This window comes from Streptomyces sp. NPDC044002, from assembly GCF_056434525.1.
This window is the reverse complement of sequence record NZ_JBWKEZ010000041.1, coordinates 4,529-27,544: the sequence shown is the minus strand read 5'-3', so window position 1 is coordinate 27,544 and position 23,016 is coordinate 4,529. Positions and strand designations below refer to the sequence as shown.

The window sequence follows — 23,016 nt, the reverse complement described above, 5'->3', positions numbered from 1 at the left end:
CGGTCCCGGCGGCAAGGTCATCTAGAGTCGAGGAATGAGCCCACCTCCGCGTCCCGGTGGAGAACCCCTCGTCCGCGTGCGCGGTCTGCGCAAGCACTTCGGCGGCACCCTCGCGCTGGACTCGGTCGACCTCGACCTGTACCGCGGCAGCGTCCTGGCCCTGCTCGGCCCCAACGGCGCCGGCAAGTCCACCCTCATCAAGGTGCTCGCCGGGGTCCACCACGCCGACGCGGGCGAGGTGACCGTGGCCGGCCGGCCGCTGGGCTCCCACGGGACCGCCCGGCACATGTCGTTCATCCACCAGGACCTCGGGCTGGTCGAGTGGATGACGGTGGCCGAGAACATCGCCCTGGGCACGGGCTACCCGCGCCGGGCCGGCCTGATCTCCTGGCGGCGGACCCGGGAGCGGTGCGAGGAGGCCCTGGGGATCGTCGCCGGGCACCTCGACGCCGGCGCCCGGATCGCCGACCTGGCCCCCGCGGAGCGTTCGCTGGTCGCCATCGCCCGTGCCCTGGCCGCCCGGGCCGAGGCCATCGTCCTCGACGAGCCGACCGCCACCCTGCCCGCCGCCGACTGCGCCCGGCTGTTCGGCGTCCTGCACGCCCTGCGCGACCGTGGGCACGGCATCCTCTACGTCAGCCACCGGCTGGACGAGGTGTACCGGGTCGCCGACGCGTTCGCCGTCCTGCGCGACGGCCGCGTGGTGGAGCACGGCCCGCTCGCCGGGTACGGCCCCGGGCGGCTGGTGCGGGCCGTCGTCGGGCACGAGCCGGCCGTCCGCCGTCCCGCCGCGCCCGCGGTGCCCGCCGCCGGCCCGCCCCTGCTGCGCCTGGACGGGGTCCGGGCCGGGCAGGCCGGGCCGGTCGGCCTGGAGCTGCGCGCCGGCGAGATCCTCGGCATGGTCGGCCTGACCGGCGCCGGGCACCGGGAGCTGGGCCGTGCGCTGGCGGGCGTCCTGCCGGTGCGCGGCGGGCGGGTGCTGCTGGGGGGCCGTCCGTACCGGCCGCGTACGGTCCGGGAGGCCGTCGGCGCCGGTGTCGGGTTCGTGGCGGGGGACCGCCAGGCGGAGGGCTGTGCCCCGGAGCTGACGGTACGGGAGAACTTCCTCGCGAACCCGGGCGCCGCCGGCGTGCCCGCCTGGCGCTGGACCTCTCCCCGGCGCGAGCGCGCCGAGGCGGCCGCGCTGATCGACCGGTTCTCCGTCCTGCCCCGGGACGGCGAGGTGCCCATCGCCACGCTCTCGGGCGGCAACCAGCAGAAGGTGATGGTCGGCCGGTGGCTGCGGGGCGGGCTGCGGCTGCTGGTCCTGGAGGAGCCGACGGCCAGTGTGGACGTGGGGGCCAAGGCGGTGGTCCACCGGCTGCTCGACGAGGCGGCCGCGGCGGGCGTGGGGGTGCTGCTCGTCTCCACCGACTTCGAGGAGGTCGCGGACCTCTGCCACCGCGCGCTGGTCTTCGTCCGCGGTGCGGTGGGCGCCGAACTCGCGGGCCGGGACCTGACGGTGGCCGGGCTGACCCGGACGGCCTCGGCCATGCCGGCCGTCACCGGAACCGCGACGGGCCCATGACCCCTTCCCCACCGCGGCGGTCCCCGCTGGAGCGGCTGCGCGGGCACCACGTCGGCAGCTACGGCCTGCCGGTCCTGGCCGCGCTGCTCTTCCTGGTCTTCTCGCTCCTCCTGCCGCAGACCTTCCCCACCCGGGACAACGTCTCCGCGCTCCTTTCGAACCAGGCGGTCCCGGCCGTCCTCGCGCTGGGGGCGACGATCCCGATCGCCACCGGCCGGTTCGACCTGTCCATCGGCTACGGGCTGGGCCTCGCGCACGTGATGGTGATGCACCTGGTCGTCACGGAGGGCCTGCCCTGGCCCGCGGCCTGCCTGGCGGTGGTGTGCGGGGGCGCGGTGGTGGGGGCGCTGACCGGTGTGATCGTCGAGTTCGGGCAGATCGACTCCTTCATCGCCACCCTGGGGACCGGCTCCATGATGTACGCGGTCACCGGCTGGATCACCGGCGGCGCCCGGATCGTGCCCGGCCCGGAGGGCCTGCCGACCGGCTTCACCGCCCTGTACGACGCACGGTTCCTGGGCCTGCCGCTGCCGGCCTTCTACGTGCTGGGCGTCGCGGCCGTGCTGTGGGTGGTGCTGGAGCGGCTGCCGGCCGGCCGGTACCTGTACGTCATCGGCTCGAACCCGCGGGCCGCCGCCGCGATCGGCATCCCCACCCGCGCCTACTGCGTGGCCGCGTTCGCCGGCTCGGGCCTGGTCACCGGTTTCGCCGGGGTGCTGCTCGCCGCCCAGCAGCAGACCGGCAACCCGAGCACCGGGCTGGACTACCTGCTGCCGGCCTTCGTCGGCGCCCTGCTCGGCTCCACCACGATCAGGCCCGGCCGCGCCAACGCACTCGGCACGGTGGTGGCCGTCGCCGTACTCGCCGTCGGGCTCGCCGGGATCGGCCAGCTCGGGGCCCAGTTCTGGGCCACTGCGCTGTTCAACGGCGGGACCCTGCTCATCGCCGTCGGCCTGGCCGGCTGGGCGGCGCGCCGCCGGCTGGGCGCCGGCCGGGCCGCCTCCCGCCGGCCGGCCGCGCAGGAGCCGCCCGCACCGGTCCAGGCCGGCCCGTCGTAGTACCCCGTACGCGCACCCACGCCAGGAGCACCGTGTTCCCGAAGCACCCGAACCCGAGAACGCCCTTCGCCACCGCGGCCCTGCTCGCGGCGGCCGCCGCCCTCCTGGCCGGCTGCGGCGGCGGGCCGCCGTCCGCCAACGGGCCGTCGAAGGCCGGCTGTCCCGAGGTCCTGCCCCGGGCCGAGGCCGCCGTCCGCCGGGCCGAGGCCGCCGACGCCTCCTGGAACGGGCCGGACTCCGGACCGGCGGCCGTGCCCGGCAAGAGCATCGTCTACGTCGCGCAGACGATGACCAACCCGGGCGTCGCTGGGGTCGCCAAGGGCGTCGAGGAGGCGGCGAAGGCGATCGGCTGGCCGGTCCGGGTGATCGACGGGGACGGCACCCCGGCCGGCATCCAGGCGGCGCTCAGCCAGGCGGTCACCCTCAGGCCCTCGGGCATCGTCATCGGCGGCTTCGACCCCCGTCCGGCGTCGCGGCAGATGGCGGCGGCCCGCGCCGCGGGCATCCCGGTGGTCGGCTGGCACGCGGTGGACTCCCCCGGGCCGAGCCGGGACCCCGCGCTGTTCACCAACGTCACCACCAAGGTGGAGGACGTGGCGCGGATCAGCGCCGACTGGATCATCGCCCGGTCCGGGGGTGACGCCGGGGTCGTCCTGTTCACCGACGACTCGATCCCCTTCGCCCGGAACAAGGCCGACCTGATCGAGCGGGAGCTGGCCACCTGTTCCGGCGTGCGGCTCCTGACGTACGAGAACATCCCTATCCCGGACGCGAGCAGCCGCACCCCGCAGGCGGTCTCCTCCCTGCTCGCCCGCTTCGGGAAGGACTGGACCCACTCGGTCGCCATCAACGACCTGTACTTCGCCGACGCCGCCCCGGCGCTGCGGGCGGCCGGACGCCCGGGGGCGGGGCCGCCGCTGAACATCGGCGCGGGCGACGGCGACCCCTCGGCCTTCCAGCGCATCAACAGCGGGCAGTTCCAGGCGGCCACCGTCCCCGAGCCGCTGTCCCAGCAGGGCTGGCAGATCGTCGACGAGTTCAACCGCGCCTTCGCCGGGCAGCCCGCGAGCGGCTACGTGGCCCCCGTCCACATCGCCACGGCCGGCAACAGCCGGGGCGCCGGCTCCTGGGACCCGCCGGGCTACCGCGAGGCGTACCGGAGGATCTGGCAGGCCGGGGAGACCCATGAGTGAATCCCCCTGAGTGAAGTTTCAACCACCTTGTTCCGCAGGAGAGTTGGCCGTCACCCGATATGACCGGCGCCCTGCGCGCGTGGCATGATCAACCTTCACGTTACCTACCAGTAACGGCACTTCCCCCCAATTCGAAGGTCACACCCACGTGCGTACGCTCGCCAGACGCCTCCTGCTGCCCGGCCTGACCGCCCTCGCGCTCACCACCGCCGGCTGCTCCTCCCCGGCCCCCGCGAACACGGCCGGACCGGGCAGCCCGGCAGCCCTCCCCACCGCCTCCGACGGCACCCAGCGGCTGGACGTGGACGCCGCGCCGCAGGGGGCGGGCGCACCCTCCGCCATCGCCCGCACGCGCGGCGGCAAGGGCCCGGAGAAGGCCCAGCTGAAGGTCGCCTCCTACGACAGGGCCAGCGGACGCGCCGTCATATCCGCGGCCCCGCAGGGCGGCGCCTCGCCGAACCGCTCCGCCGCGCCCTCGAAGGGCCCGTCGGCCGGCCCGTCGGCCGGCTCCTCCGCAGCGGCCGCCAAGCCCGTCGCGGTGGGCGACGTCATCGCCAGCGCTCCGGCGCCCGGCGCCCCGGACGGCCTCCTCGCCAAGGTCACCGAGGTCGTCGGCAAGACCGACCGCGGGACCGAGGTCAAGACCGCGCCCACCACCCTGGCGGCCGCGCTCGGCGACGACAAGGCCGACGGCAAGGTCCCCGTCGACCCGGCCTCGGTGGTCGTCGAACCCCTGATGAAGGGCGTCACCTTCTCCTGGGCCAAGGGCTCCGGCGTCACGTTCGGCCCCCAGGGCGGCAAGCTGCCGCTCGGCAACCTGCGGCTCGACGTGGACGCCGCCGTGGACACCGCCAAGGACGCCCCCGCGTCGGCGGGCGCCTCGGTGTCCGGCTTCGTCCAGCTCGCCCCCCAGGTCGAGTTCTCGTACGACGGCAGCAAGGGCTCCGGCCACGGCCCGGACGCGGCGTTCCTCGGCATGAGCGGCGACTGGTCCTCCCAGTGGGCCCTCAAGGGCCGCGCCGCCGCGAGCACGGGCGCGCCCAAGCGGATCCCGTTCGCCAAGCTGCGCAGCAACCCGGTCCTCCAGGTCGGCCCGGTGCCCGTCGTCGTCAACCTCGAACTGACCTGCTACGTACAGGTGGAGGCCGACGGCAAGGTCACCCTCGACGTCCAGCAGGACGTCAAGGGCGACTTCCGCGTCGGCGGCAGCTACGCCACCGGCAAGGGCTGGACCCCGGTCAGCACCTCGGCCGTGCACAGCACCCCGGTGAAGGCGGCCGTCACCGCCGGCGGCCGGGTCAAGGGCGCCCTCGGCGCCGAGGCCTCCGTGGGCCTGTACGGGGCCGTCGGCGTCACCGCCGACTTCGCCCCCTACCTGCGCGGCGAGGCCGACGCCTCCGCGAGCGCCTCCACCGACGGGAAGACCTCGGCGAACGGCTCCTGGGCGCTGTACGGCGGCTTCGACCTGAGCGGGCAGCTCCAGCTCCAGCTGTCCGTGTTCGGTACGCCGGTCGTCGAGCGGCGCATCCCGCTGGGCGCCCTGCACCGCGAGTGGCCCCTGGTGAGCGGCCGCGCCGGACAGTGACCCGCCGCCGCCCGGCCGGGCACCGCCGCGCGGTGTCCGGTCAGGCGGCCGGTTCCGCGCCGGGCGGCGGGGGCAGCGGCGGCAGGGCCGGCCCGTGCAGCCAGGCCGCGAACAGCCCGTCCAGCGGCCCGGCGGCGTAGCCCGCCGCATGGGCGGTGAAGGCGGCCGTGGTCACCACGCCGTGCCGGTGCAGGGCCGCCCAGTCGCGGAGCATCCGGAAGAACGCCCCGTCGCCCAGGGCGCTGCGGACGGCGTGCACGGTGAGGCCGCCGCGCTGGTAGAGCCGGTCGTCGAACATCAGCCTGCGGCCCGGGTCGGCCAGCCGCAGGTCCTGCGGCAGCGAGGCCAGCAGCCGGTGCGCGGCGCTCGCGTGCTCGTGCGCGCTGCGGCCCCCGGAGCGCTCCGACCAGAGCCATTCGGCGTACTTGGCGAAGCCCTCGTTGAGCCAGATGTGCCGCCAGTCGGCGATGCCCACGCTGTTGCCGAACCACTGGTGGGCCAGTTCGTGGGCGACGAGCCGCTCGGAACCGCGCGCGCCGTCCACGTGGTTCGTGCCGAACAGGGACAGCCCCTGGGCCTCCACGGGGACGTCCAGCTCCTCGTCGGCCACGACCACCGCGTACTCGCCGAAGGGGTAGGGGCCGAAGAGCTCCTCGAAGAGCCGCATCATGGCGGGCTGCCGGGCGAAGTCCCGGGAGAACCGCGGCAGCACGTGGGCGGGCACGTGCGCGGTCTGCGGCACCCCGCCGAGGCCCGGGTCGCCGAGCAGCACCGTCTGGTACTGGCCGATGGCCAGGCCGACCAGGTAGCTGGCGGTGGGCGCGGACTGCTCGTACACCCAGGTGGTGGTGCTGGCCCTGGTGGTCCGGGTGAGGAGGCGGCCGACGGCGGCCACCGTGTAGGCGGACGGGGTGTTCAGGGAGATGTGGTAGGCCGCCTTGTCGGCCGGCCGGTCGTTGCACGGGTACCAGGAGGGCGCGCCGACGGGCTGGCTGGCCACGAGCGCCCCGTCGGTCAGCTCCTCCCAGCCGAGCCCGCCCCAGGGGCTGCGCACCGGCTTGGGGTTGCCCGCCCAGTGGACCTCGACGGTGAAGGCCGCGCCGGCGCGCAGGGCCTTGGCCGGCCGGACGCGGAGCCGGCCGGCCCGGTGGGTGTAGTGCGGGGCGCGGCCGTCCACCAGGACCCGGCCGATCCGGAAGGCGGCCAGGTTCAGGTGGAACTCGGCGAGCGGGGCCGGCCCGGCGATGGCGCTGAGCCGGGCGGTGCCGGCCAGCCGGTTGGGGCCGGGCCGGTACTCCAGGGCGAGTTCGTAGCGGTGCACCCGGTACCGGGGGTCGCCGTTGTCCGGGAAGTACGGGTCCACCACCGTGCTCTGGCCGCTCATCGCCGGTTCCGCTCCCCGCTCTGTGCCGCGGTCCCCGGGCTAGGACCGCCACGCCTCGATCGGATTGCCCAGCCAGCGGGTGTCGGCGGGCACGGACTCCCCGGCCATCACGAGGGAGGCGGGACCCAGGGTGCTGCGTGCCCCGACCGTGCTGCCGGGCAGGACGATTCCGCCCGGGCCCAGGGTGGCGCCCTCGCGGAGGACCACAGTATCCGTCCGCAAGATCCGGTCGTGGAAGAGGTGCGTCTGCAACACGCAGCCCCGGTTGACGCTGACCGCGTCGCCGAGGGTCACCAGGTCCGTCTCGGGCAGCCAGTAGCTCTCGCACCACACCCCCCGGCCGATGCGCGCCCCGAGTCCGCGCAGGAACAGGGAGAGCAGCGGGGTGCCGGGGACGGCTCCGGCGAGCCAGGGCACGGCCAGTACCTCCACGAAGGTGTCGGCCAGTTCGTTGCGCCAGACGAAGCCGCTCCACAGCGGGTGTTCCGCCCGGCGGTGCCGGCCGACCAGCAGCCACTTGGCCGCCACGGTGACGGCGCAGGCGGCCGCGCCCGCGGTGAGCAGGACCGCTCCGGACAGCAGGGCGGCGCCCGGCACGCCGGGCCCGGCCGGGCCGGCCAGGGCGCAGAGCGCCGCGAGGGTGAGGACGGCGAGGCCGGCCGAGCAGAAGACGGGCACGAGCCGGCAGGCCTCGACCAGGCCTCGCGCCCACAGCAGCCGGGCGGGCGGGTCGTACGTGCGGCTGCGGTCGGCCGCCTCGGCGGAGCGGGGCAGCCGCACCGGGGGCAGGCCCAGGTACGAGCTGCCCTTCTTGGCCTTCTTCGGGGTGGCGGACAGGACGCCGACCAGCCCGCCGTCCGGCACGCTGCGGCCGGGCGCGGTCATCCCGGAGTTGCCGAGGAAGGCCCGGCGGCCGATCTCGGAGCGGCCGATCCGCATCCAGCCGCCGCCGCGTTCGCAGGGGGCGGTGAGGGTGTCGTCGGCGAGGAACGCGCCGTCGCCCACGGTGGTGAGGCTGGGCAGGGCGAGCACGGTGGACACCTCTGCACCCCGGCCGACGCGCATGCCGAGCAGTCTCAGCCACACCGGGGTGACCAGCCCGGCGTACAGCGGGAAGAGCGTCGCCCGGGCCAGGTCCATCAGCTGGACCACCGCCCAGGCCTGCCAGCCGACGCGGCTGTGGGTGGGGTGGTTCCCGGTGCGCAGCCCGAGGCTGAGCAGGCGTACGGCGGCCAGCACGAGCAGCGCGTACGCCAGGGCGAAGGCGAGCGCGCCGGGCACGACGGCGAGCAGCGCCCCGCGCAGGGCCTCGGCCGGTCCGGCGCCGACGGGCACGAACCGGCCGGCGACGAGCAGCGCGGGGAGCGCGGCGAGCAGCGGCAGGGCGGTGAGGCAGAAGCCGGTGGCCCCGTACATGGCCCGCCAGCGCAGGGCCCGCGGCGGGCGTTCCCCGGGCCAGTCGTGCTTGGCCCGGCCGAGCCTGACGGCGGGGGCGCCGCCCCAGCGCTGGCCGGCCGGGACCTGTCCGGCCACGGCGGAGCCCGGTGCCACTTCGGCCCGCTTGCCGACGCGCGCGCCGGGGAAGAGGGTGCTGCGGGTGCCGACGACGGCGCCCGCGCCGATCCGGACGGGGCCGATCTCCAGGCGGTCGCCGTCCAGCCAGTGGCCGCTGAGGTCCACCTCCGATTCCACGGCGCAGCCGCGGCCGAGCCGGAGCATGCCGGTGACCGGGGGCAGGGAGTGCAGGTCCACGTCGGGGCCCAGGCGGGCGCCGAGGGCGCGGGCGTAGCGCTGGAGCCAGGGGCCGGTGAGGGAGGTGGCGCCGGAGCACTCGGCGAGCCGTTCGGCCGTCCACAGCCGCAGGTGCACGCTGCCGCCGCGCGGGTGGCGGCCGGCCCGTACCCCGCGCAGCAGCAGGCGGGCGCCGCCGGCGGCAATGGCGAGGCGGCCGGGCGGGCTGAACAGCAGGGCCGCGCCGGCGGCCACGTACCACCAGGAGGCGGTGGGCGCCCAGGGGTACGGTCCGAGGCGGTGCAGCAGGTTGCCGAGGGCCAGCAGGGCGACGGTCCAGCGCAGGCCGACGAGGGTGAACAGCGGCAGCAGCAGCAGGCACTGGGCGGCCTTGGCGCGGGCCGGGACCGGTACGACGGTGCGGGCCGCACCGTCCTCGCGGACGGACCGCTCCAGCCGCCGGGCCAGTTTGCGCAGCGTCGGGTTCTGGTAGACGTCGAGGACCGCCACCCCTGGGTAGCGGGTGCGCAGCCGGGTGGTGAGCTGCGCGGCGGCGAGGCTGTTGCCGCCGGTGGCGAAGAAGTCGTCGCCGGCGCCGGTCACCGGCACGCCCAGGGTCTCGGTCCACTGTTCGGCGAGCCAGGCCTCGGTGCCGTGGAGCGGCTCGGCGGGGCCGGCGGTCTCCACGCCGGGCAGGGGCCAGGGCAGTGCGGCGCGGTCGACCTTGCCGGAGGTGCGGGTGGGCAGGGCGTCGACCTGCGCGAGCAGCGGCACGAGGGCGGCGGGCAGGGCGGCGCGCAGCCGTTCGACGGCGGCGGTGCGGTCCCAGCCGTCCTGGGTGACGAGGTAGCCGACGAGGAGCTGGTTGCCGCCGCGGGCGGTGCGTACGGCGGCGGCCGCGCCGGCGACGCCGGGCAGTGCCTGGAGGGCGGCGTCGACCTCGCCGAGTTCGATGCGCCGGCCGCCGAGTTTGACCTGCTCGTCGGCGCGGCCGAGGAAGACCAGGCCCTCCGGTTCGGCGCGGACCAGGTCGCCGCTGCGGTAGGCGCGCGGCCAGCCGAGGGTTTCCAGCGGGGCGTACTTCTCGGCGTCCTTGGCGGGGTCGAGGTAGCGGGCGAGGCCGACGCCGCCGATGACGAGTTCGCCGCTGCCGCCCATGGGGACGGGTTCGCCGGAGGCGTCGACGACGGCGAGTTCCCACCCGGCGAGCGGGAGGCCGATCCTGACGGGCTCGGCGCCGGTCAGCGGGCAGGCGCAGGCGACGACGGTGGCCTCGGTGGGGCCGTAGGTGTTCCAGACCTCGCGCCCCTCGGTGACCAGGCGGGCGGCCAGTTCGGGCGGGCAGGCTTCGCCGCCGAAGATCAGCAGCCGGACCTCGTCGAGGGCTGCGGGATCCCAGAGCGCGGCGAGGGTGGGCACGGTGGAGACCACGGTGATCTCCTGTTCGACCAGCCAGGGGCCGAGGTCCGCGCCGCTGCGGACCCGGTGGCGGGGTACGGGGACGAGGCAGGCGCCGTGGCGCCAGGCCAGCCACATCTCCTCGCAGGAGGCGTCGAAGGCGACGGAGAGTCCGGCCATCACCCGGTCTCCGGGGCCGATCGGCTCGTCGGCGAGGAACAGGGCGGCCTCGGCGTCGACGAAGGCGGCGGCGCTGCGGTGGCTGACGGCGACGCCCTTGGGCCGACCGGTGGAGCCGGAGGTGAAGATGATCCACGCGTCGTCCCGGGGGCCGGGCCGGACGGCGGGCGCGGGAGCGGCCGCGGGACGGCCGGCGGGGTCGATGCGCCGGCCGGGCCCCAGCACCGCCCGCACGCCGGCTTCGCCGAAGACCAGCCGGGCCCGCTCGTCGGGGTCCTCGGCGTCGACCGGTACGTAGGCGGCGCCGGCGGCGAGGACGGCGAGGACGGCCACGTACAGCTCGTTGGTGCCGGACGGGACGCGTACGCCGACCCGGTCGCCGTGTCCCACTCCGGCGGCCGCGAGGGCCCGCCGGCGGCGTTCGACCCGGGCGGCCAGGGCCCGGTAGGTGAGCCGGGAGGTGCCGTCGTCCAGGGCGGGCTCGTCGGGGTGGGCCCGTACGGTGGCCTCGAAGACGTCGAGGAGGGTACGGGCGGGGGCGGCGGGCCCGGCGGAGAACCGGGCGGACTTGCCGGGGTCCCCGAGTGGCTCCCCTTCGCCGGGCACCGGCTCGCCGGGCAGGGCCCCGTCGGCCGTCAGGGTGAGTTCACCGCGTTCGGGTGTGGCTGCCATAGGCCCTCGCGTCTCGCTCCCGGACACGTCCGGGGTGCCGGTGGAGCCCGGGTCTGCCCGGGTTGTTCCGGTCCGGCGGAGAACAACCCACCAGCCTAGTTCGCCGCCGGGGATCTGCCCGTGGAAGCCGCGGGCGTGGCCGGAAGGCGCTACTCCGCCCGGGTCGTCCCCAGGGGGTGTCCGCGAAGCGGCGCCGTCCGCCCGCAGGGCGGGCCCCGCGGGGCAGGCGCCGGTTTGCGGACACCCCCTAGGACGGTCGCACGGTGCGGGGGCCCGCGCAGTCGGCTCCGTACGCTTTCACCCGTTCGCGCAGGGCGCGGTCGGCGGTGACCACCACGCAGGGGCGGCCGGTGTGGGCGGCGGCGAGTTCCACGATGCGGTCGTCGCCGCTGCCGGGCGCGGAGTCGACCCGGACGCCGGGTACGGACGCGATGCCGCGGGCCGCGCCCTCGACGACGAGGATGATCTCCTCGCCGCCCCGCCCGTCGGGACCGGCCCGCTCGGCGAGCCGGTCGCGCAGCCGTTCGGCGGCGCCCTTTCGGTCGCGCCACCATCCGTCGGGTACGGAGCCGACGACGTTCGCCGCGTCGACGATCAGGACGGAGGTGAGGGGTTCGGTCACGTTCCGTCATTCTGCCACGGTCGTCTCCGGGGGTGCGACGACGAAGACGTCGGACAGCGGCGAGGTGTCCGGGCTGGCGCTGATCAGCAGGTCGTAGGTGTCGGCGGGCAGTACGCCGAGGTCGAACCGCCGGCGTTCGCGCGGGACCGTGACGGTGCGCTCGACGACGGGCAGGCCGGTGGTCCGGCTGGTCACCGAGATCCGGGCGGGGATCTCGGGCAGTTCGCTCGCGCTCAGTGAGCTGTCGGCGCCGATCTCGCAGACCACCGGTTCCCCGTCGAGGTAGAGGTCGTCGCCGAGGTAGTTGAACCAGCAGGTCATGAGGGACCGCAGGTCGGCGATGTGGACGTCGTGCAGGGACTGGAGGATGCCCTTCATGTGGTCGAGCATGGCCGCGTGGTTCTGCAGGCTGCCGTGCTTCTGCGGGACGAAGGTGCGGGCGTCCTCGGAGCCGGAGAGGGCTGCGGAGAGCTGGGGCACCGTGCCGTCGCCGCCTTCGTCGGCGTCCCCGCGGACCATCAGGGTCTCGACCTTGTCCCCGATGATCCGGGCCGACTGCCGGGTGGGCTGGTCGGTGCCGACGATCGGGTAGTAGACCACCTGGCTGGATTCCCACGCGGGGTTCTTCCGGTTGTCCGCCGCCGCGTCCTCCATCTCCTTGTGGAAGTCGGTGAGGTTTCTGCTCCACTGGTCCTGCCAGCCGGGGAGCCCGGCCTTGGCGGGGAGGGCCGCCGTGCCGTCCGGCCCGTACACGCAGCGGTAGACGGGCACGAGCTGGTGCAGGCCGGTGAAGGAGCGCAGGAGCCGGGTGAGGTCGTGTTCGAAGGGGCCGATGCGCTTCTGGAAGCCGTTGCAGAGGAACTCGACGGCGTTGAGGGAGCCGTAGTAGGGGGTCCCGAAGGTCACGACGGCCCGGGTGTCCTTCCAGCCTTCGAGCCGTTCGACGTAGTAGCGGGACACGAGGCCGCCCATCGAGTGCCCGACCAGCACGAGCTGGGCCGCGGAGTTGCCGCTCTTCTCGCGCCAGGCGCGCAGCCAGTCCCTGCTCCGCTCGGAGAGCTGCCGGGCGGCGGCCCGGTTGTCGCGCCGCCAGTCGTACGGGAAGGGGAAGTAGTTCTCGCCCGGTGTCAGGTCGAACCGGTCCAGCAGGAACTTCTCGATGGCCGTGTAGCCGTCGATCTTCCACAGGCCGGGCAGGGTGTGGAGGTCGGGCACCAGCCGGGCGGCGACGATGCCGTCACCGAGGTCGTCCTGGTTCCAGTCGTCCTGGCCGGCCGGCAGCTCCAGCTCCGCCAGGGAGCGGCCGAGGCTGGTCAGGGCGCCGATCACCGCCGAGGCCGAGGGGGCCCACACGTCCTTCCCGTTCCGCGTCAGTACGCTGCCGGTGATGCCGGGGAGCAGTACGACGACGTCGGGCATCGGGCTCTTGCCCATGAGCTGACCTCCTAGCCCCCTTGCGGGTCGGACGGGATCTCGGACGGGACGAACGGTTCGGAGGCGTCCCCGTAGTGCTGGTAGGCGGCCCAGGAGCTCCAGCGCTGCCGGTCCTGCCCGCCGTCCTGCCACTCGTTGGCGGCGCGCCCTTCGTAGAGCCTCTTGCGCGCGGAGCGGACGGCGGCCCCCACCGTCGGGGGGTCCTCGGCGGGGCCGATCGTGAACAGGTGCCGGTAGAACTGCTCGGCGAAGGCGACCCCGTGGTCGTCGGGGATCCGCCAGGCCGCCCCGATGTAGTGGCCGACGCCGATGCGCAGGAACTCGTCGGCGAGGCTGGGTACGAGCGCGGCCTGGGCATTGCCCCAGGGGCTGTGGTCGGCGGCCGGGGACGGTCCGTCCGGCGCGGCCGCGGGTTCGCCGGCCCCGAGGCGGGCGGTGTAGCAGGCGTTGGCCACGACGATCCGCGGCGGCCGTTCCAGCCGGCCCAGTTCCTGGGCGGTCAGCAGGCCGTCGGCGAAGACCCAGCCCGAACGCCGTCCGGTGCCGGAGCGGTCGAAGTCGCTGTGGCCGCAGTAGTGGACGATGTCGTTGCAGCCGCAGAGCAGGGCCCCCAGGACGTCGAGCCGCCGCGCGGGTTCCACACCGGGCTGGCGGGTGGAGTTCGGCGCGCCGACGTAGAGGCTGACCTTGACCCCCAGGGCCTTGAGCTGGGCGGCGACCGCGAAGGCCTCGGTGCGGGCGCCCGGCAGCTGGAAGCCCTTCTCCGGGTCTCCGGGGTCGCCGATGACCAGGGCGCGCAGGGGCCCGTCGGCCGGTGCCTCGGTCAGCACGCGCGAGTAGGGGGTGCGCAGTTGCCGGGAGAGCTGGGTGCGGATCGCCAGGGGGTCGCGCCGCTCTCCGCCGGGCTGCTGGACCTCCGTGAGGAACTCCCAGGGCACGGAGGCCGTGGCGCGGTCCAGTTCCAGCAGCACGGTGGAGTCGTCGGTGAGCAGGCGCTGGAAGTCGGCGGGCACGACGAAGCGGGAGAGCAGGTCGGGCAGGGCGCGCGCGTCCTCGACGGTGGGTTCCGTCAGCCGGTCCACGAGGTCGCGCAGCAGGTCCGTGTCCACGGGCGCGAGGCGTTCGGGTACGGTCGCGCGTCCGGTCAGGGCCGCCCAGCGCAGGGCGTTGCTGCCGGACTGGACGGACATCCGTACGGGTGCGGAGTCGTCCTGGACCTCGGTGGGGCCGCCGATCTTCAGGGTCAGGTCGGTGTGTTCCACCTTGGCGAGGTGGGCGAGCTGTTCGCGCACCTTCTCGCGGATGGCGGGTTCGAGGCGGGCCAGCACGTCCAGCACGGCCTGCGCGGCGGCGGGCGGCTCGGGAGCGTCGGGCGTTACGGAGCCGTCGGAGCCGTCGTCCGGGGCGAGGGCCACCGGGCCGACGAGTGCGGACAGCGCCTTCAGGGCGTACACGGCGGCGGAGTGGGGGTACAGCCTGCCGCCCTTCTCCTCGCGCAGGTCCGGGGTGACGTACAGCTGCTGCTGGTTCTTGGCGGCGCCGGTCAGGGCGAGGAGGAGCTGTTCGGCGCGCAGCCGGTCGATCTCCACGACGAGCACCTCGGCGAGGCGGGGCGCCGGGGCCAGGGGACTCACCGCGGCCAGCGCGGAGGCGAAGCCCCGGACGAGGGAGCGGCCCGCCTGGGGGACGGAGAGGTTCCCGACGCCGGCGCCGATGAGGACGGTCGCCATGGCGGCGACGTGGCCCACGGCGATGGCCTCGCCCAGCAGGGAGGCGTACATCTGGACGGCGCGGCGTTCGTTGAGGGTGCCCATGGGGCCCATGCCGACGACGGCGGCCGAGTGGACCGGGCCCTCCCTGCAGGGGAAGTAGGTGACCTCCCCCAGTTGGGCGTCGATCCAGCCGAGCCGGGTGTGCTCGGTGATCAGGGGGCGGGGGCCGGCGGATATGGCGCGGTCCAGTGCGAGTTCCGCCGCGTCGGGGACGACCGACTGGTAGTGCCCCGTGACGTGCAGGTCTGCGGCGACCTCCACGAGGTCGCCCCAGACGACGGTGATGTTGACCCTTGGACCATCGGGGCGGGGCTGGGGAGGGGGAGCCGGGCCCGAGGGGGGCTCGTGGGCGTGCCGCCGGTTGGCGGGCGTCGTCACGCCTTCAAGCAAGTCCTCGATGCGAGCGGCGGGGGTGCTCACCACGACGCTCCTCCTTCGAGTAGCCCGAGATTCGCCTGCCGGGTGCGCCGCACCTGTCCCCCCACAGGATTATCCCACCGATTCCGCTTGGGGCCCTGCGCTGTAGGGGCCCCCGGTGCGCTCGCCCGAACGTGGGGAGTGCGCGGACCGGCGGGGCGCGCCGACCGGTGGCGTGGACGCGGCGCCCCGATGGTGGGTGGGGCGCCCCTTGCGCGCACCGCAACCGTGTGGCGAAGGGAGGCGTCCTGGACAGCCCTGGACAAGGCGCCCCGGACAGGAACCCCGCCGACCGTGCGCCCCGGTCCCCCGGGCCCTCGGACGGCGGTTCCGGCAATCCGCCGTGGGGGCTGGCCCTGCTCGCCCTGGCCACCACGCTGCTCTCGGCGCTGCTGGGTCCGCTGCTCCAGCTGCTCGGGGTCAAGTCCAGTCCCGTGGCGGCCGTTCTCGTCCTGTTCGCGGTGCTGGTCGGCGGGGTCGTCACCGTCCGGAAGGCGTTCAAGGACCGGCCCGGGATGTCCCGCCGCGCGCGCCGGCTGTCCGTCGCGGGCCTGGTCGTCTTCCTGCTCGCCTGCACCGCGCTGGTGGTCGTCTTCCGGCCCCGCCCGGCGCTGCCGGAGCCGGCCCGGCTGCCGGGGACGCAGGACGTGGCCGTGGTCGGCTTCGAGGGCGTCGGCCCGGGCCAGGACCAGCAGGTGCTCGACGACGTGTCGGAGGCCTTCACCGCTGCCCTGTCACAGGACCGGCTGCCCGAGGGCCGCACGGCGCGCGACTACGCCCGGATCACCTCGCCTCCGCTGGGGGTGCTCGCGGGCACCGGGCGGGACCGCCGGAAACTCGACGAGTGGACGGCCGGCTTCGTCGAGAAGACCAACGCCGGGATCGTTGTCGGGGGCCTGGTCGCCACCGACTCCGGCGGGCAGATCGGACTGCGGCCCGCCGTGTACGTACGGGCCGCGCAGGTGCCGGACGCGCCCGAGCTCGCCGGGTGGTACCTGAGCGGCCCGATCCGGCTCGACCAGGACTGGAGCTCCGGCACCGGCCGCAGGCACGTGATCGCCGAACTGGCCCGCCGTACGCACGGGCTGGCCGGCTTCACGCATGCCCTGGACCTCTGGCGGGCCGGCCGGGTCGCCGAAGCCAAGCGCGAGCTGGACCGGCTGCTGCCGCCGGCCGCGGGCGGCGGCCGCGACGACGGCTCGGAGTTCGTCACGGCCGACCTGGTGCGCCTCTTCCGCGGACACTCCCTGGAGCAGATCGCCTTCGGGCTGCCGGCCGCCGGCCGCGTACCGTACTTCGAGGCGGCCCGCGCCGACTACCGGGCCATCGCCCCGGACGGCCCGATCGGCCTGCGCGCCCGCCTCAGCCTGGCGGGTACGCGGTACCAGCTGGCGCTCGGTCCGAATCCGACCTGCCGGCCGGGCACGGTGGAAGCCGGGGCGCTGGCCGCCGCCTCCGCCGAGCTGCGCGCGCTCGCGGACGAGGGGGCCTTCTCCGAGACCGGCCGGCTGCGGGCGTCGGTGAACCTGGCCCAGGTTGAGCAGTGCCGGCTGACGGCGGGGCTCGTCGGGGACGACGGGACCATCGGGCGGGCCCTGGAACGCGTCCGCTCCGCCGGGGGGAGCGGTGACGCGGTCGAGGAGCTGCGGCTGCTGGCCACCTCCATCGCGGCGACGTACTCCTACGGGCGCGGGGACCTGGCGGGCGCGGTGGCCACCATGAAGGAGGCGGTCGCCAAGGAGCGCGGCTTCGCCCGGCGCGGATTGTGGCAGGCGATCACCGCCGGCTGGGAGTTCCAGCTCGGCGAGCTGACGGCGGGCTGCGCGGACCTGCGAGACGCGCTCGGCCAGCTCGGCGACGCCCTGGACAAGGGGGAGATCACCGCTCAGCGGCACGAGGAAACCGTCAACGCCCTCCGGCAGGGGGCCGCGGACGCCGGGGCCCCGTGCTCCGGGGCCGCGCCGAATGGCCGGCCGTCGAAAGGACCGTGAAACACGTGAGGCCACGCATGCTGCTCCCGGGCGCGGTCGTGCTGGGCTGGCTCCTCGCCGGCTGCGGCTCGACCCCGTCCTCCGGCACGCCGGGCGGTGCCACCGACGTGCCCGCTCCCCCGGTCACCACCAGCCGGGCCGCCGTCCCGACCACCGCCGCGCCGGTCCCCTCGACGGCCGGGCCCAGGCCCACCGACCCGGCCACGGACATGCTGTTGGCGCAGCAGATCACGGTCCTGGCGGCCGGGGACGGAGCCGTGCCGGACTGCGCCGCCGATCTGGGCCGGATCCCGGAGGTCGGCCAGGGGCCCGCGGTGTGGATCGGGAACATCGCCGGCCTGGACCGGGTACTCACCCCTGACGAGGTGGCGCTGTGCCTGAGCGGATTCACGCCCGGCGAGCCGGTCGAGGTGACCGTCACCGCCGGCGGCAAGCAGTACACGACCACGGCGCGTCCCGGCTCCCCCGGACTGGCCTCCACCGGGCTCGAACCGTCCGGCTCGCTGTTCGACGGCCGCGAGCTCACGGTGCACGAGCTGGGCAGCGGTGTGCTGCAGAGCGAGAAGTGGTGGTTCGTGCCGCCCGAGAGGGCCCGCGAGGACCTCGCCGCCGCGGGCGAGCTCACGATCCGGGCGACCCAGGGCACGCTCTCCGCCCGGCACGTCCACCCGGTCGAACTCCCGGACAGGACGGACCGTCTGACGGTGGACCAGGGCAGCCACCGGATCCTCGTCTACGGCTTCCCGCCCGGCACGCGGCTGCCCGTGGGCCTGTACACCGTCGACCCCTCCTCGCAGAACGCCTCCCTGGTCCGGCAGATCGGCACCGTGGTGATGCCCCGGTCGAGGACGGCCGTCTTCACCGTCCCCGACGCGGTCGTCGAGGAGACCGGCGGCCGGGGCGTGTACTGCGTCACCGTGCCGCTGGACGAGCAGTACAACTGTCCGCAGCCGTAGGCGGGTTCAGCGGTAGCGGGCGGAGGCCGCGGCGAAGGGCGTGGCGTGCTGCGGCGCCGTGGCGAGGAGCGCGACCCAGGAGCCGTCGGTGAACTCGATGTCCATCCGGCCCTTCTGGAGGACGCCGGTCGGGTTGGCGCGTACGGCGGCCACCGCCGGACGGGGCACCTCCCAGTAGTGCTTCATCACCGGCGTCGACTGCCACAGCGGCGAGACGTCGCTGAGTGCGAACCAGCGCCGGTCGGTGAGGACGAGGACGCAGGCGTTGGAACGACGCACGTTGGCCCGGCTGATGACGAAGTGTCCGGCGGCGCTCTGCCAGCCGCCTTCCATGTTCTTGCCGTGCATCAGGCGCGTGCCGAGCTGGTCCAGGGCGTCGGGCATGCGGTCGATCGCGTCCGCCACGCCGGCCGGCCGCGACCGACGCGGGTCGAGCACGCGGGACTTGGCGATCTGCCGCAGCTGGCGGGGCAGCCGTGCCTCGATCCGCCGCTGGAGGTCGGAGGGGTCCGGGGGCGCGAGCATCGACTCGGGCGGCGTGGGCACGCCCGGCCCGAGTTCGTGGGCGCAGGCCGCTATGAGGTGCTCTCCCGGCTGGAGGAACTGCCGGGCCTGTTGGCGCCTCTCCTCGTTCAACGGGCGTGCTCCTGTCCTTCTTCGGTGGTCATGTCCGGTGGACGGAATTCTCCCCCATCACCCGGCTTTCATGATCACCGGGGGTCGCCCCCGGCGGCGGCCCGGGCCGGCCGCGCCGGACCCCGGCTCCGCAGGGCCTCCTCCAGGCGGGCGATGTCCCGCACGTCCTTCGCCCGGCGCGGCCGGCCCGGGATCCAGACGGGCGTCATCCTCTTGATCTCGATCTGGGCCGAAGGGCTGACGATCGCGCACTCCAGGTCGCCGATGCGGCCGGCCGGGCCGTCCAGCATGTCCCGCGGCCACGGTTCCCCGGCCCACGGGCCGCCGGCGACCACCGGGCGGCCGTCGGTGCCGCGGGCCAGCAGGGCGAAGCTGCTCTCCTCGCCCTCCTTCACGAAGTCGAGCTGCTGGCCGGCGGGCGGGCCGGGCAGCGGCTCGTACCCGGCGTCCAGCAGGGCGGCGGTGAGGGCGGGGGCGTCCTCGCTCCAGGCGAACCAGTCGACGTCCTCGTGGTCCCTGGTGGGCCGGCCCAGGAAGAAGTCCATCGCCCAGCCCCCGCGGAGCCGGACCTCCACCCCGAGGGCCGCGGCGATCCCGGCCGTCTCAGCGATCAGCCGGAGCTGCCGGCCGGCGCGCTCCGTGTCGGTGTCGGTGTCGGTGTCCGTGCCCATGTCCGTGCCCATGGGGACGCAGGCTAGGGCGCGCATGGCGGCCGCGCAGCCGGATATCGGCCCGCGCCCCCGCGTCAGGGCTCGTCGGAGAGGTTGATGTGGAGGATGCAGATGTCGTCGCGGTTGCCCGGCCGCAGCGCCGCCAGGGAGCGGGCGAGGGTCTCGCCGCGGCCCTCCCGCAGCAGCCGCAGCGCGGTCTCGGCCAGCCGGTCGAGGCCCTCCTCGATGTCCTCGCCGGGATCCTCCACCAGGCCGTCGGTGTAGAGCAGGAGGTGGTCTCCCGGCAGCAGGTCCACCACGTCCTGTCCGTAGGAGGAGTCGAACGCGGCCCCCAGCAGGCTGCCCTCCGGCTGCGGCAGGAAGCTCGCCTCGCCGCCCCGGACCAGCAGCGGCGGCAGGTGGCCCGCCCGCACCCATGTCAGCCGGCGGTCCTCGGGCTGGTATCGGCCCATCACCATCGTGGCCGTCGCCCCGTACGGGTCCACCGCCGTGTGCATGAGGAGGGTGTTCAGCAGGCGCAGGACGTCCGGGAGGGGGGAGCCGGTGATGACCATGCCCTTGGTGGTGAACCGCAGCTGGGCCATGGTCCCCACGGCCCCCAGCCCGTGTCCGGCGACATCGCCGACGACGAACAGGGCGCTCCTGTCCGGCAGTTCGATCGCCGAGTACCAGTCCCCGCCGACGTTGATGCCGCTGTCGGCGGGAACGTAGGCCACGTCGACGCACAGCCCCGCCAGTTCCATCGACCGCTCGGACACCGGCAGCAGCGTCTCCTGGAGGCGGGCGGCCAGCGCCCGCTCGGCCTTCAGCATGCCCCGCTGGACCAGGTTGGCGCGTTCGCTCTCCACCAGCGCCAGCTCCGCGTCCCGCTGCGCGGTGAGGTCCTGGAAGAAGCCGTGGACCTCCACCGGGCTGCCGTCCACGTCCGTATGGGCCTCCGCCACGATGCGCAGGTGCCGCACCCCCCGGCCGGTGGTGATGCGGAACGGCTGGTCGATTGGCTCGCCGTCGCCCAGCAGCCGCTCCACAGCCGCGGCCAGCCTCGGCAGGTCCTCCGCCAGCAGGTGCCGGGGCAGCTCCTCCAGCGGCATCGGGCCGAGCGCCGGATCCCGGTCGAAGATCGTGTAGACCTGGTCCGACCAGGTGATCGTGTCCGTCATGAGGTTCCAGCCGGCCCAGCCGAGGTTTCCCAGCCGCTGCATGTCGGCCAGCCTGCGCGCCTCCCGCTCGCTCATGTCGTGGCGGATCCACGTGACCACCAGCCGCTGCCCCAGCCTGGCCGCCCGCACCGAGTACACCGACTGCTGCTGGACTCCGGCCGTCACCTCCTCGTAGGTGAACGGCTCGCCCTCGTAGACCGCTCCGGTGGCCAGCGTCGCCGCGTACCCGTCCCAGAGCGCGGTTCCCGCAACCGTCGGGTAGGTCTCCAGGACCCGCCGCCCGACCAGCTCCTTGCCGTGCCGGCCGGCCACGTCCAGCGATTCCGGCGCCGCGGCGTCGATCCGGTAGTCCTCGATCTCCCCTGACTCCGAGCGCAGCGGGGTCAGCAGGACCACGGGTCCCGAGACGGCGTCGAAGATCGACTGGATGGCGTCCACGTCCTCGTCGAGCGGATCCAGGCCGGGGGTGCCCCGGTCTTCGCGCAGGAGCCCGCTGCAGAGCCGGACGGCCCGCTTGAGCAGGGTCCGGGTGTGACCGTCGAAGGGCCCCTGCCTGGTACGGAAGAACCCGACGACCGCCGTCGCCGGCCCCGGACCGGGTACGGGGAGCCAGGCGCGCGAGGGCCACCGCCCGGGCTGATCGCCGATCAGCTGGTACCGGGCGGCGTCCAGCTCCGGGTCCTCCAGCCACACCGCCTCCCGGGAGTCGATGGCCTCCAGCGCGGCGACCCCGCTGAGCGGGGGGATGTGGCTCCACTGCTCCGCCACCGCGTCGCCGGCACCCGCCTGGCCGGCCAGCTCCAGACTGCCGGCGGCCACCACCGTGTAGATCATCACCGCGTCCACGTCCTCGGCGTCCCCGAGGACCGACCGCAGCAGCTCCGCCACCTCCCCCGGGGCCCGGACACCCGCCAGCTCACGGGCCAGCCGGGCGAGGGGCTGCCGCTGCCCGGCCTGACGCCCCGTGTCGATCACGTACCGGCTCGTGCGGAAGGCCGAGGGGACCGGTTCGGACTCCGGCCCCGGCGGTCCGGAAACCCGGTCCGCCGGAGCCCGCCCGGCCTGTGCCGACGGCGTGGAGCCGCTGCCGGTGCGGCCCAGAGTGATCCAGCACTCCTCCAGGAGGGTGCGCCGGTGCTGAGCGGCGGCGTCGACCAGCAGCTGGTACGCGGCGTCCGCCGACACGTCGGCCCGGGCCATGACCACCCCCTTGGCCCGTTCGAGCACGGCGTTCACCGAGGCCACGCTCTCCAGGTCGGCGACCTCGGCCCGCAGCCGGGCCACGACCTTGGCCAGCGCCAGCACCTCAGGGGCCGCGGCGTCGCCGGCGCCGGGTAGCACGGACTCGCCCTCCATACGTCGAGCATCGCATGCGAGGGGGACGGTGGCCGTACGCCACGGGCCGTGCCATTCCCTGCCGGGTTTGTCCGGCACGGGGGTGGGCAGCCGCGCCCATACAGGAGAAAGGCCCCAGGACGGAGGCCCAGGATGTCCACAAGCACACTCATAGCCGTCATCGCCGTCGGCGTGGTCGTCGTGCTCGCTCTCGCCGCCATCATGTGGCTGCTGGCACGGCGGCGCCATCTCCGCGACCGCTTCGGTCCGGAGTACGAGCGCACCGTCGAGGAGAAGGGCGGCGCACTGGCTGCCGAACGCGAGCTGCGCGCCCGCGAGGCGCGCCACGACAAGCTCGACATCAAGGAGCTGCCCGCCGCCCGGCGGCGCCAGTACTCGGAGCAGTGGACCGGCGTCCAGGAGCACTTCGTCGACCGCCCCGCGGGCGCCGTCGACGAGGCCGACGACCTCGTGTCGCGGCTGATGCGGGAGCGCGGCTACCCCACCGAGGGATACGAGGGAGCGGTGCGCGACCTGTCGGTCGAACACGGCCGCACGCTGGAGCACTACCGGGCGGCGCACGACGTCAAGGCGCGGAGCGTGAGCGGCCGGGCGACGACGGAGGAGCTGCGCGGCGCGATGGTGCACTACCGCGCCCTGTTCGACGAACTGCTGACGGATCAGAGGAGCCGGTGAGATGGAGACGCACGAAGAGCACACGACGGGCGGACGCACCCCGCTGACCACGGAGGACCTCGCACGTCCGGACGGGGCCGACGGGCCCGGCGCGCCGGTCTACCCGGGCGAGGCGTCCGCGGACGGCGTGGCCGACCGCGGTGACGGCCCGGACGCCGAAGGCCCGTCCGGCCGGGACGACGAGCCCCGCGCGGACGAGCCGGTGGAACCGGACGCCGGGGACGGGCAGCCGCTCCTCGCCGCCGGGGACGCCGAGCGGTACCGCACGGAATGGGCCGAGATCCAGGGCCGCTTCGTCGACGACCCCAAGGACGCGGTCACGTCGGCGGACACCCTGGTGGCCGAGGTCATGCAGAACCTCGCCGGGACCTTCGCCTCCCACAAGCAGGACCTGGAGGGCCAGTGGCGGAGCGGGGACCGCGTACCGACCGAGGAGCTGCGGATGGCGCTCCAGCACTACCGGTCGTTCTTCAACCGGCTGCTGAAGACCTGAGGACCCGGGCACCCCGGGGGGGGGGGGGGGGGGGGGGGGGGGGGGGGGGGGTGTGCCCGGCCTGA

General features: G+C 75.0%; 16 protein-coding genes. 8 read left to right on the top strand and 8 right to left on the bottom strand.

All coding sequences use genetic code 11. The annotated features are described in order from the left end of the window. Positions 1–34 precede the first annotated feature (34 nt). The 4 genes from AC07A6_RS26840 (at position 35) to AC07A6_RS26825 (ending at position 5,403) form a co-directional block, all read left to right on the top strand. Positions 35–1,567, top strand: a complete 1,533-nt coding sequence (locus AC07A6_RS26840) for a sugar ABC transporter ATP-binding protein (protein ID WP_478778847.1) — start codon at positions 35–37, stop codon at positions 1,565–1,567. Then, positions 1,564–2,625, top strand: a complete 1,062-nt coding sequence (locus AC07A6_RS26835; RefSeq protein WP_478778846.1) for an ABC transporter permease — start codon at positions 1,564–1,566, stop codon at positions 2,623–2,625. Before AC07A6_RS26840 ends, AC07A6_RS26835 begins: the two co-directional genes overlap by 4 nt. 32 nt (positions 2,626–2,657) lie before the next feature. After that, positions 2,658–3,818, top strand: coding sequence for a substrate-binding domain-containing protein (locus tag AC07A6_RS26830; RefSeq protein ID WP_386272548.1), 1,161 nt, complete (start codon positions 2,658–2,660; stop codon positions 3,816–3,818). Between the two features lie 148 nt (positions 3,819–3,966). Continuing rightward, the gene (locus AC07A6_RS26825; RefSeq protein ID WP_478778845.1) at positions 3,967–5,403 is read left to right on the top strand and encodes a DUF5585 domain-containing protein; all 1,437 of its coding nucleotides are present in this window, start codon (positions 3,967–3,969) and stop codon (positions 5,401–5,403) included. Between the two features lie 40 nt (positions 5,404–5,443). Here the strand turns inward: AC07A6_RS26825 and AC07A6_RS26820 are convergent, their stop codons facing one another. The 5 genes from AC07A6_RS26820 to AC07A6_RS26800 form a co-directional block, all read right to left on the bottom strand. Beyond that, entirely contained in the window at positions 5,444–6,787 is a 1,344-nt protein-coding gene (locus AC07A6_RS26820; RefSeq protein ID WP_362470836.1) for a M1 family metallopeptidase, read from the bottom strand. Between the two features lie 39 nt (positions 6,788–6,826). Next, a complete protein-coding gene (locus AC07A6_RS26815; protein WP_478778844.1) occupies positions 6,827–10,768 on the bottom strand; it encodes a Pls/PosA family non-ribosomal peptide synthetase in 3,942 nt (1,313 codons plus the stop codon). Positions 10,769–11,015: 247 nt separating this feature from the next. Continuing rightward, entirely contained in the window at positions 11,016–11,390 is a 375-nt protein-coding gene (locus tag AC07A6_RS26810; protein WP_478778843.1) for an NYN domain-containing protein, read from the bottom strand. A gap of 6 nt (positions 11,391–11,396) precedes the next feature. Further along, entirely contained in the window at positions 11,397–12,824 is a 1,428-nt protein-coding gene (locus tag AC07A6_RS26805; protein WP_478778842.1) for a lipase/acyltransferase domain-containing protein, read from the bottom strand. Between the two features lie 11 nt (positions 12,825–12,835). Then, entirely contained in the window at positions 12,836–15,019 is a 2,184-nt protein-coding gene (locus tag AC07A6_RS26800) for a CHAT domain-containing protein (RefSeq protein WP_478778841.1), read from the bottom strand. Between the two features lie 224 nt (positions 15,020–15,243). Between AC07A6_RS26800 and AC07A6_RS26795 the strand changes: the two genes are divergently transcribed. Together AC07A6_RS26795 and AC07A6_RS26790 are read left to right on the top strand one after the other, a co-directional pair. After that, on the top strand, positions 15,244–17,004 hold the full coding sequence (locus AC07A6_RS26795) for a hypothetical protein (RefSeq protein WP_478778840.1): 1,761 nt from the start codon (positions 15,244–15,246) through the stop codon (positions 17,002–17,004). Between the two features lie 5 nt (positions 17,005–17,009). Further along, positions 17,010–17,960 (top strand): hypothetical protein, encoded by a 951-nt coding sequence (locus tag AC07A6_RS26790; protein WP_362470854.1) that lies wholly within the window; start codon positions 17,010–17,012, stop codon positions 17,958–17,960. A gap of 6 nt (positions 17,961–17,966) precedes the next feature. Here AC07A6_RS26790 and AC07A6_RS26785 read toward each other — a convergent pair whose 3' ends face one another. From AC07A6_RS26785 to AC07A6_RS26775, 3 genes are all read right to left on the bottom strand, one after another. Continuing rightward, positions 17,967–18,596 (bottom strand): hypothetical protein, encoded by a 630-nt coding sequence (locus AC07A6_RS26785; RefSeq protein ID WP_478778839.1) that lies wholly within the window; start codon positions 18,594–18,596, stop codon positions 17,967–17,969. A 74-nt stretch (positions 18,597–18,670) separates the two neighbouring features. Continuing rightward, positions 18,671–19,279 carry a nucleotidyltransferase domain-containing protein gene (locus AC07A6_RS26780; RefSeq protein WP_478778838.1) on the bottom strand — a complete coding sequence of 203 codons (609 nt, stop codon included), beginning with the start codon at positions 19,277–19,279 and terminating at the stop codon, positions 18,671–18,673. Positions 19,280–19,341: 62 nt separating this feature from the next. Continuing rightward, positions 19,342–21,783 (bottom strand): SpoIIE family protein phosphatase, encoded by a 2,442-nt coding sequence (locus AC07A6_RS26775; RefSeq protein ID WP_478778837.1) that lies wholly within the window; start codon positions 21,781–21,783, stop codon positions 19,342–19,344. Positions 21,784–21,915: 132 nt separating this feature from the next. On the opposite strand from AC07A6_RS26775, the gene AC07A6_RS26770 reads away from it, so the two are divergent. Both AC07A6_RS26770 and AC07A6_RS26765 read left to right on the top strand, forming a co-directional pair. Further along, positions 21,916–22,458, top strand: a complete 543-nt coding sequence (locus AC07A6_RS26770) for a hypothetical protein (protein WP_362470866.1) — start codon at positions 21,916–21,918, stop codon at positions 22,456–22,458. A gap of 1 nt (position 22,459) precedes the next feature. Beyond that, positions 22,460–22,951 carry a hypothetical protein gene (locus AC07A6_RS26765; RefSeq protein ID WP_478778836.1) on the top strand — a complete coding sequence of 164 codons (492 nt, stop codon included), beginning with the start codon at positions 22,460–22,462 and terminating at the stop codon, positions 22,949–22,951. Positions 22,952–23,016 lie beyond the last annotated feature (65 nt).

Coding starts and splice junctions, on each gene's coding strand:
- AC07A6_RS26815 (WP_478778844.1), bottom strand. CDS start 10,768: ATGGCAGCCACACCCGAACGCGGTGAACTCACCCTGACGGCCGACGGG.
- AC07A6_RS26820 (WP_362470836.1), bottom strand. CDS start 6,787: ATGAGCGGCCAGAGCACGGTGGTGGACCCGTACTTCCCGGACAACGGC.
- AC07A6_RS26835 (WP_478778846.1), top strand. CDS start 1,564: ATGACCCCTTCCCCACCGCGGCGGTCCCCGCTGGAGCGGCTGCGCGGG.
- AC07A6_RS26780 (WP_478778838.1), bottom strand. CDS start 19,279: ATGGGCACGGACATGGGCACGGACACCGACACCGACACCGACACGGAG.
- AC07A6_RS26770 (WP_362470866.1), top strand. CDS start 21,916: ATGTCCACAAGCACACTCATAGCCGTCATCGCCGTCGGCGTGGTCGTC.
- AC07A6_RS26840 (WP_478778847.1), top strand. CDS start 35: ATGAGCCCACCTCCGCGTCCCGGTGGAGAACCCCTCGTCCGCGTGCGC.
- AC07A6_RS26765 (WP_478778836.1), top strand. CDS start 22,460: ATGGAGACGCACGAAGAGCACACGACGGGCGGACGCACCCCGCTGACC.
- AC07A6_RS26805 (WP_478778842.1), bottom strand. CDS start 12,824: ATGGGCAAGAGCCCGATGCCCGACGTCGTCGTACTGCTCCCCGGCATC.
- AC07A6_RS26775 (WP_478778837.1), bottom strand. CDS start 21,783: ATGGAGGGCGAGTCCGTGCTACCCGGCGCCGGCGACGCCGCGGCCCCT.